The sequence below is a fragment of the Methylotenera mobilis 13 genome, from assembly GCF_000384255.1.
Taxonomy (GTDB): Bacteria; Pseudomonadota; Gammaproteobacteria; order Burkholderiales; family Methylophilaceae; genus Methylotenera; species Methylotenera mobilis_B.
Map to the genome: position 1 here is coordinate 1,916,750 of NZ_KB913035.1, position 14,411 is coordinate 1,931,160.

Below are 14,411 nucleotides of genomic sequence, written 5' to 3' on the forward strand. Positions count from 1 at the left end.
CAATATATGAAATTAGTTAAAGTGAGTCAGTACCATGGCCTCTAACATCTTAAACATCGGAAAAAGTGCTCTCGCTGCTGCGCAAGTTGGCATTAGTACGACTGGTCATAATATTGCTAACGCATCAACACCTGGTTATTCAAGACAAGTCGTTGTTCAGGCGGCAGCACAATCACAAAATTTTGGATATGGTTACGTTGGTCAAGGCACTGAAGTTGCGTCAGTAACCAGAATATTCAATGATATTTTGGCTGCTCAAGCCGTTCGTAGCCAAGCTAACAGCTCTAGCGTTGACACCTATCGTGCGCAAATGACCACGATTGATGACATGCTATCAAACGCTACGGCTGGACTTAATCCAGCAATGAGTGAGTTCTTTGGTGCAATTCAAGATTTGAGTGCAAATCCAAGTGACCTAGCAACTAGACAATCCATGCTGTCATACGCACAGTCTTTGGCAAGTCGTTTCCAAACAACAAACAATAGACTAAATGAAGTTCGCGAAAGCGTGAACTCACAAATCACATCTAGTGTTAGTCTAGTCAACACATACGCCAAGCAAATTGCTGGGCTTAATGATGTCATCGAAAAAGCAGTCAGTGCTAATGGAAACATTCCTAACGACTTGATGGACCAACGAGATCAGTTGGTACTAGAGTTAAGTAAACAAATTAAAACCACTGTCGTTTCTCAAGGCCAAGGTGGATATAATGTCTATGTAGGTAACGGTTTACCTGTAGTCGTTGGTAAAGAAACATTCAACCTGCTTACTACCCCATCACCAACCGACCCAAGCCGATTAGAAGTCGCTTACCAATCTAATGACAAAGTAACTGTACTCGGCGTTAATAGCCTTCCAGGTGGTGTAGTTGGTGGCTTATTACAGTTCCGTTCAGAGTCTCTAGACAGCATACAAAACCAAATTGGCCAAATAGCTGCCGTGCTGGGAGAAACTTTCAATTCTCAACATGCCCAAGGTTTTGACTTAGATGGAAATCTAGGTACCGCTTTATTTAGTGTTCCAGAACCATTAGTTAACGCTAATGCCTTTAATTCTGGCCCAAGCACAACACCTGCTAATGCAAATCCAGCTGAGGTTGCTGCAAAAATTGTAAACGCTAAAGCGCTAACAACAAGCGATTACAAGCTGCAGTATGATGGCACAAACTATAATATTACACGTCTGAGTGACAACACTACACAGTCTTTCAGTAGCTTGCCTGCAAGTGTAGACGGCTTAACAATAAGCCAAACATCGGGAACAATGCTAGCTGGTGATAACTTCTTAATTAAACCAACACAAAATGCAGCGACTAAATTCCAAGTTGCGATTACTGATGCAAGAAAATTAGCAGTTGGTGGAAGCGTACTGACTGGAAGTGCTAATGTAGCCAACACAGGTGCAGCGAGCATCAGTAGTCCAATCGCTAGCAGCACTTACTCATCAAGCCCAATCGCTGCACCTTTTAACATTACCTATAACGCAGGTGCGCCAAACACATTAACAGGCTTTATTGCCACAGAGCCCGTGACCGTCACTTCAACCAATGGTACTACTACAACATATGCAGCTGGTGCGCCGGTTACTTTTGTTAACGGTGCAACCATATCCACGGCAGGAATCAGTTTTGTAATCTCTGGAGCACCAAATAACGGTGACCAATTTACTATTGCTCCAGGTAGCGTGACGGGCCCCAGTGATAATACAAACGGATTATTACTTGGCGGCCTGCAAAATGCAGACACCATCACTGGGAATAAAAGTTACTCAGATGCTTTTGGTCAAATGGTTAACGGTGTTGGTAACAAAACACGTGAACTCAATATATTGAGCATTTCAGAAGCACAAGTATTAGAACAAATTACAGCGGCAGTTCAAGCAGAATCAGGTGTTAACTTAGATGAAGAAGCCACTAACTTAATACGTTACCAGCAAGCTTATCAGGCAGCTGGAAAGATGATGCAAATTGCGAGTCAACTATTTGATGTGCTATTGCAACTAGGCACCTAGTCAATAGCTTAAGGAATTTATCATGCGTATCAGTACCAATACCATCTACCAGTCTGGTATCTCTAAGATATCAAATCTGCAATCAGAACAGTTTAAATTAATGCAGCAAATATCGACTGGTCAACGTATTGCTTCGCCTTCAGACGACCCTGTTGCGTCTGCAAGAGCGTTAGAAGTTTCCCATGCTAAAAGTATCAACTCAAAATTTGCGGATACACGCCAAACGGCTCAGTTAAAACTAAACACATTAGAGTCAAACTTAACTAGCGTGACTAACATGATGATATCTGTGAAGTCTGCAATGGTGTCTGCTGGTAATCCTACTTACTCAGATCTAGAAAGAGGCTTTATTGCTTCAGAGCTAAAAACTACACTAGACGGCTTAATTGGTCTAGCCAACACAAGAGACGCTGCGGGTAACTATTTATACGCAGGATTTGAAACAGACACAGCACCGTTTGTCGCGAATGCATCAGGTGCATCATACGTAGGTGACTCCAACAAACAAATGTTACAAGTAGACAGTCAACGTCAAATGGCCGTTAATGCGACTGGAGATGAGGTGTTTCAAGCAGGTGGTAATGATATTTTTGCCACATTACAGAATTTGGTAACACTATTGAATACACCATTAACGCCAGCAAACCAAGCAGCTTTTACTGCAGGCGTTGCGACAGGCCTAACTAGCATACAACAAGGGTTAGATAACGTGCTAACAGTACGCGCCTCAATCGGTTCTAGGCTAAATGAAATAGACCAGTTAGACGTATCTGGTGATGACCTAGAATTGCAATACAGTAAATCGTTGTCTGAGATTCAAGACCTAGACTACGCGGCAGCATTATCTGATTTATCCAAGAATCAAACGATTATGGAAGCTGCTCAAAAATCATTTGTTGCAACGACTAGTCTATCTTTATTCAATTTTATTTAGCTTATCTCAATATAGTTGAATGCAAAATCTCGCCTAAGTTACCTAGGCGAATTAACTTGTTTTTTAATTAAATAACTATTGAAATTACCAAGCCCATAAATCAATACCAGCCCTAGTTCTATTGAATCTATTACTTATTCTCGATATTTTTGGGAATAGCAACCTGCATCATATTGTCAGTACCCTGCTCAATAAATTTTATAATCGGCTGTAACATACTAGTGAGTGACAATGCCACCACCAAAAACCCCATACTCAAAGTAATTGGGAATCCAATACCAAACAGATTAAGTTGTGGCGCTGTTCTCGTTAAAATCCCTAATGCCATGTTCGTAATCAACAATGCACAAACAGCAGGTAGTGCTAGCATTAAACCAGCACTGAATATAGTGCTACCCCATTGTGCAATTTGCATAGGGTCCACACCTGGGCCATGTAACGATATTGGCATAGTAATAAAACTATTAGCCATCGCTGTCACAATAATTAAATGACCATCTAAACTCAAAAAAATCAACATAGCGAGCAACACTAAGAGTTGGTTTAATGCAGTCGATTGCCCATTAGTTTGTGGATCAAAAAACTGTGCAAAGCCTAGGCCCATCGTCATACCAATCATTTGACCTGCTAGATCAACTGCTGAAAATACCATCCTCATACTAAAACCAATAGCAAATCCAATGATCATTTGTTGGATTAAGATAAGTAGACCATCGAAGGAGAAAACTTCAAACTGAGGTATTGGGGGAATGGTAGGAACGATAATAATCGTTAGCATGATACCTAAGCCCAATCGCACTCGGTTAGGGATTGTGGTGTGGCTAAAAATAGGAACAATCGCGATCACTGCTAAAATGCGTGTTAGTGGCCACAACATGCTAATTACCCATGTTTGAAGGAACTCACTACTAAACGTAATCATTTCTTATGTTGCTTTTGATGCCAAATGCATTAGTTGGCCATCGCTGGTATGCTGGTAAAAACTAGATGCATGTAGTCCACCATAGTGCTTAACATCCACGGACCAGCAAACATCAACGCGACAAACACACCAACGAGTTTTGGAATAAAAGATAATGTTTGCTCATTAATTTGAGTTGCTGCCTGAAAAATACTCACTAACAAGCCTATCGCTAAAACTGTAAGCAGAATAGGTGCTGCAATCATTAAAGTGATTCCCATTGCATCCCTACCTAATGTCATTACACTTTCCGGCGTCATTCGAAACTCCCTACTTTTCTTTAATGGAAATCAGCAACCCTAGTAAAAACTTTCCACAAGTGAACCAAGTATTAATTGCCATCCATCAACTAGTACGAACAACATTAACTTAAATGGTAGCGCGACAATTGCCGGAGATACCATCATCATACCCATCGACATTAATACGCTAGCAACCACCATATCAATAATCAGAAATGGAATAAATATTGCAAAACCAATTTGGAATGCCGTTTTTAACTCACTTGTGACAAACGCTGGCACTAGCACCTTAAGCGGCACTTGGTCAGGCGTTTCTATCTTATCTACCTCTGCCATTTTAGCAAACAGGGCAAGATCACTTTCACGCGTTTGCTTGAGCATAAACTCTTTGAGTGGAGCTACGCCTTTATCCATCGCTTCTTGCATCGTGATTTGATTTTCAGATAATGGCTTATAAGCATCTAGATAAATTTTGTCAATCACAGGGGACATCACAAAAAAAGTCAGAAACAACGCTAATCCAATCATCACTTGATTGGGCGGAACTGACTGAGTACCTAGTGCCTGTCGCAGTAGTGATAGAACAATAATAATGCGGGTAAATCCAGTCATCATCAACACCACTGCTGGCAAGAATGTTAATGAAGTGAGTAATATGAGGGTTTGTAGGCTTAAGGTGTAATCTTGACCACCTCCAGCACTAGGCGTTGCATTAACCAATGGCAGACCATTCTCGGCAAATACTGAAAATGGTAACAAAGCCAACCCTAAGAAAAACAAAGCTCTAAAACAGACAACCCAACTTTTAACCATTTGTTTTCTCAGTAAATTTACTTGCCGAACTCTTTAATATCTTTCCAAATGATGTCGCCAGTGACTCAGCATTCTGAGCAGGTGTGACTGACTCATTAGTCAAAACAATAGCATCTTTATCAGTAGCACCCATTTCTAAATTAGCAATAGCACTAACTTGTCCAGGTGCCACACCTACCACTAACCAACGCCCTGCTACCTCTAGTACAACAACACGTTCACGTGTACCTACATTTGCACTTCCCACAACTTGAATTGTAGACTGTTTATTCCCAACCCCTGGCAACATACGTTTGGCTAGCCATGCAACGCCAGCCATCACACCTAGCACTAGCATTAAACCTAATGCCATTTTCAGCAAACCACCTGTTGGTGAAGTTTGCACTACCGCATCAGCTGACCATGCTGAACTTGATATCCAATAAAAAATGGAAATGAATAGCAATTTAAATTTCATTAGAATCGGCAGTCTCGTTATTAGCTGTTTGATAGCAATTAATTAACGATTAATTTTTCGTATACGTTCAGCAGGCGTAATGATATCTGTTAGACGGATACCAAATTTGTCATTAACAACCACAACCTCACCTTGAGCGATTAAGCAGCCATTCACCAGCACATCCATGGGCTCACCAGCCATACCATCAAGCTCAACAACCGAGCCTTGAGCCAGTTGAAGCAAGTTTTTAATCGCAATTTTAGTACGTCCCAGCTCAACGGTAAGCTGTACTGGAATATCTAAAATGAAATCAATATCATTTTGTGTTTCGTGCAATTTATTTTTTGCAGTAAATTCGGTAAATACTTGAGCCTTTTCCGCTTTATCTCCTTGCAAGGCTGAGGCTTGCTCATTCATGGCGTCACCCCAGTCGTCTGCTGCCGTTTCAGACGATGCTTGCTCCGCCATTGCAGCGCCCCAATCATCTTCAGCGATGGTTTCTACACCACTCTCATCAACTGGATCAGTCGCCATAAGGTTCTCCTTTAATATATTCCGTAGAGTTCGATCTCAAAAGTTTTTCAACGCGCAATGCATATTGCCCATTAAACAATCCGTATTTACAAAGCATCACGGGGACACCATCTACTTTAGCTTCAATGGCGTCTTCCATGCTTATTGGTATCACATCGCCAACTTTCATATTAAGCACTTCACCCAGCCGCATGCTAGTGGTAGCCAAGTCAGCAACAATTTCAATTTCCGCAGCCTGTACTTGTTGCGTCATCAGTTTGACCCAGCGCTTATCTGCACCAAGCACCTCGCCTTGTAACGGTGACGTCAACAAATCTCGAATAGGCTCAACCATCGAATATGGCATGCAAAAATGAATCTCACCACTCGCAGGTCCAAGCTCGACATTAAAAGTGGTGACCACTACCACCTCATTAGGTGTAGCGATATTGGCAAACTGCGTATTCATTTCAGAACGTAGATATTCGAATTCTATTGGATAAACAGGCTCCCATGACTTAGCATATGTCTCAAAAACAATATGCAAAATACGCTGAATAATACGTTGCTCAGTCTGAGTGAAGTCCCTACCTTCTACTCTAGTATGAAACCGACCATCTCCGCCAAACATATTGTCTACAACCAAAAAAACTAAGGTTGGATCAAACACCATCAACGCAGTGCCACGTAGCGGCTTCATTTGAACAAGATTTAAATTAGTTGGCACCACTAAATTACGAATGAAATCGCTGTACTTGGTGATGCGGACAGGGCCGACTGAAACCTCAACGGTACGTCTCAAAAAATTAAACAACTCAATACGAACCAAACGGGCAAAGCGCTCATTGATAATTTCTAGCGTAGGCATACGCCCACGCACAATACGTTCTTGCGTGGCTAGATTATAGTCACGCACACCCTCGGTCTCAGAGGCGGACTTATCATCATCCTGATCCCCTCCAACCCCTTTTAAGAGGGCATCAACTTCGTCTTGTGATAAAAACTTATCTGCCATAATTTAAATTGACTTAACTTACTGAACCACAAATGAAGTAAAAAAAACGTCCAAAATCTCTTGTGGCTTTGTGTCAGGTGGAAAAGGTTTTTTAACCTCTTCAATGATTTGATTACTCAAGTCTTGCTTACCTTCAACCGTTGATATCTCAGCGGCACTTTTACTTGTTAACAATAACAATAAACGGTTCTTCACTGACGGCATATGTAATTTAATCTTTTCGGCCTCTTCAGGACTAGCCACCTGTAATGAAATATCTACCTGCAAGAACTTTTCGTCTGGGTCTGGTTGCAAGTTCACAGTAAAAGTATCTAAAGTTAAGAAGACTGGTGCTTTTGCTGGCTCTTCTTTTTTAACTTCCTCTTTTTTGTCATGTGATTTTTGTTGCATGAAGAACCATGCACCACCACCGCCACCTAAAGCTAACACAACGGCAGCAATAATGATAATGAGTTTTTTCTTTGAGGCTGGAGCCGCTTCTTGTGATTCTTGTTTTGGATCTTGAGCCATGTACTTTTCCTTTAATTTAACTTTGGTCGCATATTATGCAATCATAGCCATATTATGGCTACATTATGCAAAAAAATTAAATTAGAAGATACAGGAATAAGAGAGGGAAAAGCACTTTAGATTAATATTTAGCCAAATACAGCGCTAAAGTAACTAATTAAGCTAGGCAAAGGTATCAACCAACCCATCAGATACGCGCACGGTCACTTTAGCCTGACTGCCACTTTCCATTACCTCTGCGCTGGCTTGGCCCTTTACGCCTTGAAACAGTCTATTTTGAGCAGCTTGCTGAAACTCTTGTTGCGATTGTTGACTTGTACTAACATTCGCTTGACCTAGCTGAATACCTGACTCACTCATTTTATCTCGCAAGTTCGACATGCCACTCTCAAGAGCTTTTCTCACTTCGTCATTATCCGAAATAAAAGTAGTATCAGCCTGATCATTATGCACGTTAATCACTACTTTCAACGGGCCTAAATCTGGTGGGTTTAAGGTTAGTGATGCTGACTGCTGACCAGCACCCACCATCCAGACCACTTTTTGGCTAATTGCCTGATCCCAGCCAGACTTACCTGGATAAACAGCAATCATATTACTACTAGCCAACTGCTGAGATACAATATTAGTACCATTCTGAACGGCACTTACTGTGGTAGCTTGCGGCTGAATGAGATTAGGCGTAGCTTCCTTAATGGGCGCTTCTTTGCTAGCTATATTTACCGTAGCTTTATTGGATGCCAACTCGTCTGTAGCTGATTTTGATTCTGCTTTTGTCGCCAAAACATCCGCTAGAGCAACATCTTTAGGTTTGCCTGTATTTTCCGCAGTAGCGAGAGCTGCATCAGTCGGCTTTGGCTCAATCTGAACAGTAGTAGTTGAACTATTAAATGCAGCCATCAAGTTTTTTTGTTGGGCCGCTAAATCTGTTGTCTCCAAAGTATTGCTAGCTTCCAACTCTGAGCTTAGTTGCATAGTATTAGCATTACTTTGCAAAGCCTGTGTCGTACCTAATGTTGGAACCAACTCAGCGACAGCAACCGCATTGCTAGTGTCAGTTGTAGCTGCAATCGCTTGAGACGCATCCTTGCCCTCATCTAACGTACCTTTGCTAGATAATTCACGCGCAGCTTCTAGTTGCTTATTTAAGTCACTCAAAAAAGAATCATCTGTTTGACTAACGTTGACATTCTGATTAGTTGAGGACGCTTTTTTATCTACTTCGGCACTATCTTTTGCGGATGCTTTTTGTTGTGTTTGATTTTTTAGAGACTCGGCACTTTTATCTTGCCTTGATTGCGCTTGACTTTGCTTAACTCGAACTTGCCTATTTAACTCCGCCTGAAAGGAGGCTTTTGCGTTTTCTGTTGAAGATTTATTAACGTTAACATGCGAACCATTTTGGTTTGCAACATCAGCCAAATTTAGCACTTTTGTTTGCGATACTGGTGTTGGTAATGTTTGCATGTTAATTCACCTATTTGATAATAACTTCATTCTAAATGAGGGATGTCATATTCAATTCATTAAAATAAGGACTAAATCATCGTCAGTTCTAAAACTTTAACGCTTTACACGCGTCATTCGTGTTGCAAACTCATCCATCATTTTTTGATCTCTTTTTTGCTCAACCTTAGCCGCACGCTTATCTGAACGAGTAATCAGTACATCATAAGAAAGCTTCTTGCGCTGACTTTCTTGCCACAATGTTCGGTGCACTTTAACCTGTTGCTCAGCAAAAGTTACCACATCCCTCTGACCTGTAATGGCATGATCAAGCTTCTTAAAGAAGTTTTGGAAGTTCTGATAAGCCTCAGCAGTCATGCCTTTAGCAAGATTAGCGTTTAAATTATCCTGATAGCCCTTACGATACTCCAACAACATATCGTATTTACCTTGCGCCTCATTTACCACTTTCATTGCTTTCGCTAGCGCCTCTGTTGCCAACTCTACTTCTTTGCTAGCTATCTCCTCTAACATTCTTAATACATCGTTAGATTTTGTCGTCATAAGATACTCCCACTGATACTCGTTTAGTCAGATTCCAAGTAACTAACTTAATGGAACACCATGAAGTACAGCTTCTAGAAAATGCAAGCTCTCATCCCAATCTGAGCGCTCAGACACATCTTGTTGCAAAAATCGTTCTATTAACTCATGCTTAGAAATTGCCATATCTAACACGGCATCACTACCTGCTTCATACGCACCTACGTTAATCAAATCAACACTTCGTGTGTAGCGTGAATTCAATTGTTTTAACTTACGCGCCAATTTTTGATGTTCAGGGCTCGTGATATTATGCATCGCTCGGCTTATCGACTGCTCAACATCAATGGCAGGGTAATGGCCGCTTTCGGCCAAACCTCGACTTAACACAATGTGCCCATCTAAAATGGCACGTGCTGCATCAGCGATAGGGTCTTGCTGGTCATCCCCCTCTGTAAGAACTGTGTAGAACGCAGTAATAGAGCCCTCACCCCTACGACCATTACCAGCTCGCTCAACCAGCGCAGGCAACTTGGCAAATACTGAAGGTGGGTAACCTTTGGTAGCTGGTGGCTCACCAATCGCTAATGCAATTTCACGTTGCGCCATCGCATAACGAGTCAATGAATCCATGATTAACAGTACGTTTTTACCTTCATTGCGAAAGCTTTCAGCTATCGTAGTAGCATAACTAGCGCCTTGCAAGCGCATTAATGCTGGAGCATCAGCTGGCGCAGCGACAACAACAGAACGAGCTAGACCCTCTGGGCCTAAAATCTGTTCAATAAACTCCTGAACTTCTCGACCACGTTCTCCAATCAAACCTACGACAATCACATCAGCAGTAGTGTAACGCGCCATCATTCCTAGCAGAACACTTTTACCTACACCAGAACCTGCAAACAAGCCCATACGCTGACCACGGCCCACAGTCAGCATACTATTGATTGCTCGAACACCAACGTCTAGCACGTCTTCTATTGGCGCCCTCATTAAAGGATTCATCGGCCTAGCATTTAATGCAGAACTTTGAGTAGGATTAATCTCGCCTAAATCATCCAATGGATTACCAGCGCCATCCACGACCCTACCGAGTAACTCCACTCCTACCGGTAAATGTCTTGCACGATCTGTTGCACGGCGACGAGGTGGTTGCCCATGATGTGGTTTAGGTAAACTTTCAGCAATCTCCAATGCAAATACTTTTGCACCTGGCGTAATACCATCCACACTACTTTGTGGCATCAATAGCATACGCTCACCATCAAAACCTACCACTTCTGCTTCAACGCGGCGACCTTCTGCAAGAGGAACATAACATGCGCTGCCGATTGGTAATTTAATACCGACAGCCTCCATGACCAGCCCAGTAAGCTTGACAATACGCCCTGCTATCTCTAAAGGCTCTACGATGCGCAGAATCTCTTTACAATCCCTAATATGGTCCCGCCAACGTTGCTGATGCACACTCAAGTGCACACTATCAGCAACATCCAGCGCTTCATTAATCATGGAAGTAACCAATCATTATTTTGTGCCAATGCCTCAGAAATTCTCTTCCAGCGTGTAGCGTTAGTAGCATCTACTTGGTTAGCACCAGTTTCAACCAAGCATCCACCCCGCTCAACATTGCTATCCTCATGTATCTGCCAATGATCATTGGCAATTTCATCCGCCATATGCTCGCGTAATAGATGCATATCTTCATGATGCACTAGAATCCTAGCTGGCCTTTGAATATGCGGTAAATAATGAATCGCGTCCAACACTACAGGGAGCAAGACTTTTTTATCAACATCAAGCTTAGTTTTCAGCATAGCTTTGGCTATATCTAGCGCTAAAGATAGTACATCTTCAGCAATCTGCTCATCCGCACTCTCAAGCGCACTGCTAAATGCTTTCATGAGTTGAAGGAATTGAGTTTTTTCTACTTCTGCCAGCTCTCTAGCCTGCGCCATACCTGCAGAAAACCCTTCCTGCATTCCTTTGTTATAGGCGTCTTTACGAGTTGCTTCGAAGATTTGAGCAATCTCTACAGGATTAACAGATGGCGTATCCTTTTTTTTAGGCTGATTTGATGACGCAAACCCTCTGCTACGCTCATGATTAATATCTGAAAATGATGCCATTTCCCAACGCTCATAAGCACTCTGTTGTTCTTTAGGAATATTTGCATTAGCCATGCAGATTTGCCTTATACATATTGATCATCGCCGCCTTTACCAGCCAACTGAATCTGTCCCTCATCAGCAAGTCTACGCACAATTTGCAATATTTGTTTCTGCTGTGCCTCAACCTCTGAAAGTTTAACAGGCCCTTTAGACTCTAAATCTTCACGCATCATCTCCGCAGCGCGGGATGACATATTTTTAAATATTTTCTCCCGCATTTCGTCGGTTGTACCTTTAAGCGCAATAATGAGAGTTTCAGACTGAACTTCCCTCAGCATGACCTGAATACCTTTATCATCAATATCCATGATGTTATCAAACACAAACATCTCATCCATAATACGTTGAGCCATGTCATCGTCGTAATTCTTAAGCCCCTCCATCACAACAGCCTCGGTTTCACCGTTCATGAAGTTCATAATATTAGCCGCGACTTTGACGCCACCCATGGTTTGTTTTTTCAGATTCTCATTACCAGTCAACAATTTAGTCATTACTTCATTAAGTTCACGCAATGCAACAGGTTTAACACCATCCAGCGTTGCAATACGCAGCATCACATCCTGACGTAAACGATCGGTGAAGTGCCCAAAAATTTCCGCCACTTGATCAGGCTCCAAATGCACCAAGATAGTAGCGATAATCTGTGGATGTTCATTTTTAATAAACTCAGCTACCGTATGTGCATCCATCCATTTCAAGCTTTCAATACCGCTTGCATCTCTCGTTTGCAGAATACGATTAAGTAAACTAGACGCTTTATCGTCGCCAAGTGCTTTAGTAAGTACTGAACGAATATACTCATCTGAATCAAGCCCCAGATTACTGCTCATTTCCGCTTCAACCAAGAACTCACTAACAACAGTTTCTACCTGTTCGCGCCCTACAGACTTTAATGTAGCCATGGCAGCACCAAGTTTCTGCACCTCTTTTGGACTAAGAAACTTCATCACCTCCGCAGCTTCATCCTCACCCAACGCGAGCATTAAAACTGCGCTTCTCATCACACCTGCATCACTCATTTATATTACTCGTTTCCGTTTGTCCAGTTTGCCACCACACTAGCCACCATTCTTGGATTATCTTTTGCAATCTGCTTTGCGGTCTCTATCTTTTGCTCATAGGCTGGTTTACTCAGTGACACTGTACCATCTTCACTAATATTCACTACAGTATCTGGTGCTTCACTTTGATTAGTCGCAACCACTTTAGGCGCAGTTAATTTATTCAACAATGGTTTTAAGACTTTGCGGTAAATAATAAACAATGCGATTACACCAACTAAGAAACGTAACACATCTTTCACATTTTCAATAACACGAGGATTTTCCCAAAGCGGAATAGCGGGCAACACCTCTTCAGGCTCTCCTGCAAATGGGGTATTAACAATCGTGAGTGAATCTCCACGTTCACGATTAAAACCCATGGCTTGCATTGCGAGATCATTAATCTGAGTTTTTTCCGCGGCAGTTAAAGCTCGGTAGGAAACTTTACCTGTCTTCTTATCAATGACCGGCATATTATTGACAACCACAGCAACATTTAAACGTTTAATTCCGCCCATCGGCTGCTGCCTATAACTAACAGTCTTATCTACCTCATAATTTGTTGTAAGATTTTTTTCGCTATTGATTGGTGCCGCATTAGCAACAGGCTGGCCGTTAGCATCAGTAGCACCTTCGGTAGTAATGGGAGCAGTTGCAGCTGGCGGTGGCTGATTAGAAAGCGCACCTGGTATACCTGCGGTATCACCATTCACTGATTGAGTTTCGTTGCTTTGCATACTGCGTACCGCTGCAGCATCTGGCTGTTGATTAGGCTTGTAAGTTTCAGCGGCCTGCTCTTGAACTGAGAAGTCTATTTCAGCGCTTGCTTCTGCACGAACATTTTTAAGTCCAACTATTGGACTAATGATAGACTCAACACGCTTGACGATGCTTTGCTGAATCTCATCTACATACTTTAACTGCTCTGGATCTAGATTTTTAGCACCTAATTTTTTAGTAGTATCTGAAAGCAGATTACCATTTTGATCAACCACGGTAACATTGGCAGTCGGGAGATTCGGAACACTACTCGCCACCAAGTGTACAACCGCACTCACCTGCTGAGCATCTAGTGTTCTACCAGGACGAAGATTTAACAATACAGATGCTGTAGGCTTTTGTTGATCTCTTACAAACACTGATGGTTTTGGTATTGCCAAATGAATTCTCGCCACGTCTACCGCAGCGATGGATTGAATACTCCGTTCCAACTCACCTTCCAAGCCTCGCTGAAAGTTAACTTGCTCAACAAATTGCGACACACCAAATTTCTGATTCTCTAACAACTCGAAACCAATGTTACCACCTTTAGGCAAGCCATCCGCTGCTAGCTTCAACCTTACTTGGTGCACCTGCGCTGCCGGCACCATAATCGCCGTGCCACTATCGGAAAATTTGTAAGGTACATTTAATTTTTCTAGTGCTGCGACAATCGCACCACCGTCTTTATCTGAGTAATTAGAGAACAGAACGCGATAGTCTGGCTGTTGACTCCACAACCAGAACACAACCATTACAGCCACAACAGCAGCGATACCCGCCACCAAAAGTAGCTTACTACCCATCTGAGCGAATACGCCAGAACTACCCTCATTCACCAAGGTGGCGTCAGCTGCTGCCATCACATTTCTCCATTAAACTCTAAACACATTACTACAAACCAAGTCGGTATGACCACTAGTTAATCGACATTATCGCAATTTCATCTCATATCGAATCTGAGAATAGAATGATTTTACTCTTCTTATTTACAAGCTTGATATTTCT

The 14,411-nt window shown here is 42.2% G+C and carries 15 protein-coding genes; 2 read left to right on the top strand and 13 right to left on the bottom strand.

The features are described 5' to 3' along the window. Positions 1-34: 34 nt before the first annotated feature. Both flgK and flgL read left to right on the top strand, forming a co-directional pair. A complete protein-coding gene (flgK, locus tag A391_RS0109125; RefSeq protein ID WP_019898886.1) occupies positions 35-2,011 on the top strand; it encodes a flagellar hook-associated protein FlgK in 1,977 nt (658 codons plus the stop codon). A gap of 22 nt (positions 2,012-2,033) precedes the next feature. Then, positions 2,034-2,945 carry a flagellar hook-associated protein FlgL gene (flgL, locus tag A391_RS0109130; RefSeq protein ID WP_019898890.1) on the top strand — a complete coding sequence of 304 codons (912 nt, stop codon included), beginning with the start codon at positions 2,034-2,036 and terminating at the stop codon, positions 2,943-2,945. Positions 2,946-3,075: 130 nt separating this feature from the next. Here the strand turns inward: flgL and fliR are convergent, their stop codons facing one another. The 13 genes from fliR to fliF all read right to left on the bottom strand — a co-directional run bounded on the left by fliR (position 3,076) and on the right by fliF (position 14,266). Beyond that, entirely contained in the window at positions 3,076-3,867 is a 792-nt protein-coding gene (fliR, locus tag A391_RS0109135) for a flagellar biosynthetic protein FliR (protein WP_019898892.1), read from the bottom strand. Between the two features lie 29 nt (positions 3,868-3,896). Beyond that, positions 3,897-4,166, bottom strand: coding sequence for a flagellar biosynthesis protein FliQ (fliQ, locus tag A391_RS0109140; protein ID WP_019898894.1), 270 nt, complete (start codon positions 4,164-4,166; stop codon positions 3,897-3,899). A 39-nt stretch (positions 4,167-4,205) separates the two neighbouring features. Continuing rightward, positions 4,206-4,961 carry a flagellar type III secretion system pore protein FliP gene (fliP, locus tag A391_RS0109145; RefSeq protein WP_019898895.1) on the bottom strand — a complete coding sequence of 252 codons (756 nt, stop codon included), beginning with the start codon at positions 4,959-4,961 and terminating at the stop codon, positions 4,206-4,208. Then, positions 4,954-5,418 (bottom strand): flagellar biosynthetic protein FliO, encoded by a 465-nt coding sequence (gene fliO / locus A391_RS0109150; RefSeq protein ID WP_019898896.1) that lies wholly within the window; start codon positions 5,416-5,418, stop codon positions 4,954-4,956. The genes fliP and fliO overlap by 8 nt, the downstream gene beginning before the upstream one ends. Before the next feature lie 42 nt (positions 5,419-5,460). Then, entirely contained in the window at positions 5,461-5,934 is a 474-nt protein-coding gene (gene fliN, locus A391_RS0109155; RefSeq protein ID WP_019898897.1) for a flagellar motor switch protein FliN, read from the bottom strand. Next, positions 5,924-6,928: a flagellar motor switch protein FliM gene (fliM, locus tag A391_RS0109160; protein WP_019898899.1), complete on the bottom strand. Its 1,005-nt coding sequence runs from the start codon at positions 6,926-6,928 to the stop codon at positions 5,924-5,926. The genes fliN and fliM overlap by 11 nt, the downstream gene beginning before the upstream one ends. An 18-nt stretch (positions 6,929-6,946) precedes the next feature. Next, a complete protein-coding gene (fliL, locus tag A391_RS0109165) occupies positions 6,947-7,438 on the bottom strand; it encodes a flagellar basal body-associated protein FliL (RefSeq protein WP_019898901.1) in 492 nt (163 codons plus the stop codon). 162 nt (positions 7,439-7,600) lie between these two features. Beyond that, positions 7,601-8,905 (bottom strand): flagellar hook-length control protein FliK, encoded by a 1,305-nt coding sequence (locus A391_RS0109170; protein ID WP_019898902.1) that lies wholly within the window; start codon positions 8,903-8,905, stop codon positions 7,601-7,603. Positions 8,906-9,001: 96 nt separating this feature from the next. Beyond that, positions 9,002-9,448, bottom strand: a complete 447-nt coding sequence (gene fliJ, locus A391_RS0109175) for a flagellar export protein FliJ (protein ID WP_019898903.1) — start codon at positions 9,446-9,448, stop codon at positions 9,002-9,004. Positions 9,449-9,490: 42 nt separating this feature from the next. Continuing rightward, positions 9,491-10,939, bottom strand: a complete 1,449-nt coding sequence (fliI, locus tag A391_RS0109180) for a flagellar protein export ATPase FliI (RefSeq protein WP_019898904.1) — start codon at positions 10,937-10,939, stop codon at positions 9,491-9,493. Continuing rightward, positions 10,936-11,610, bottom strand: a complete 675-nt coding sequence (locus tag A391_RS0109185; RefSeq protein ID WP_019898907.1) for a FliH/SctL family protein — start codon at positions 11,608-11,610, stop codon at positions 10,936-10,938. The genes fliI and A391_RS0109185 overlap by 4 nt, the downstream gene beginning before the upstream one ends. 11 nt (positions 11,611-11,621) lie before the next feature. Then, positions 11,622-12,620 (bottom strand): flagellar motor switch protein FliG, encoded by a 999-nt coding sequence (gene fliG / locus A391_RS0109190; RefSeq protein WP_019898909.1) that lies wholly within the window; start codon positions 12,618-12,620, stop codon positions 11,622-11,624. Between the two features lie 5 nt (positions 12,621-12,625). Continuing rightward, positions 12,626-14,266, bottom strand: a complete 1,641-nt coding sequence (gene fliF / locus A391_RS0109195) for a flagellar basal-body MS-ring/collar protein FliF (protein WP_019898911.1) — start codon at positions 14,264-14,266, stop codon at positions 12,626-12,628. Between the last annotated feature and the right edge of the window lie 145 nt (positions 14,267-14,411).

Excerpts from the sequence above, each read along its gene's own strand:
- flgK (WP_019898886.1), top strand. The coding sequence starts at position 35 with ATGGCCTCTAACATCTTAAACATCGGAAAAAGTGCTCTCGCTGCTGCG.
- flgL (WP_019898890.1), top strand. The coding sequence starts at position 2,034 with ATGCGTATCAGTACCAATACCATCTACCAGTCTGGTATCTCTAAGATA.
- fliR (WP_019898892.1), bottom strand. The coding sequence starts at position 3,867 with ATGATTACGTTTAGTAGTGAGTTCCTTCAAACATGGGTAATTAGCATG.
- fliQ (WP_019898894.1), bottom strand. The coding sequence starts at position 4,166 with ATGACGCCGGAAAGTGTAATGACATTAGGTAGGGATGCAATGGGAATC.
- fliP (WP_019898895.1), bottom strand. The coding sequence starts at position 4,961 with ATGGTTAAAAGTTGGGTTGTCTGTTTTAGAGCTTTGTTTTTCTTAGGG.
- fliO (WP_019898896.1), bottom strand. The coding sequence starts at position 5,418 with ATGAAATTTAAATTGCTATTCATTTCCATTTTTTATTGGATATCAAGT.
- fliN (WP_019898897.1), bottom strand. The coding sequence starts at position 5,934 with ATGGCGACTGATCCAGTTGATGAGAGTGGTGTAGAAACCATCGCTGAA.
- fliM (WP_019898899.1), bottom strand. The coding sequence starts at position 6,928 with ATGGCAGATAAGTTTTTATCACAAGACGAAGTTGATGCCCTCTTAAAA.
- fliL (WP_019898901.1), bottom strand. The coding sequence starts at position 7,438 with ATGGCTCAAGATCCAAAACAAGAATCACAAGAAGCGGCTCCAGCCTCA.
- A391_RS0109170 (WP_019898902.1), bottom strand. The coding sequence starts at position 8,905 with ATGCAAACATTACCAACACCAGTATCGCAAACAAAAGTGCTAAATTTG.
- fliJ (WP_019898903.1), bottom strand. The coding sequence starts at position 9,448 with ATGACGACAAAATCTAACGATGTATTAAGAATGTTAGAGGAGATAGCT.
- fliI (WP_019898904.1), bottom strand. The coding sequence starts at position 10,939 with ATGATTAATGAAGCGCTGGATGTTGCTGATAGTGTGCACTTGAGTGTG.
- A391_RS0109185 (WP_019898907.1), bottom strand. The coding sequence starts at position 11,610 with ATGGCTAATGCAAATATTCCTAAAGAACAACAGAGTGCTTATGAGCGT.
- fliG (WP_019898909.1), bottom strand. The coding sequence starts at position 12,620 with ATGAGTGATGCAGGTGTGATGAGAAGCGCAGTTTTAATGCTCGCGTTG.
- fliF (WP_019898911.1), bottom strand. The coding sequence starts at position 14,266 with ATGGCAGCAGCTGACGCCACCTTGGTGAATGAGGGTAGTTCTGGCGTA.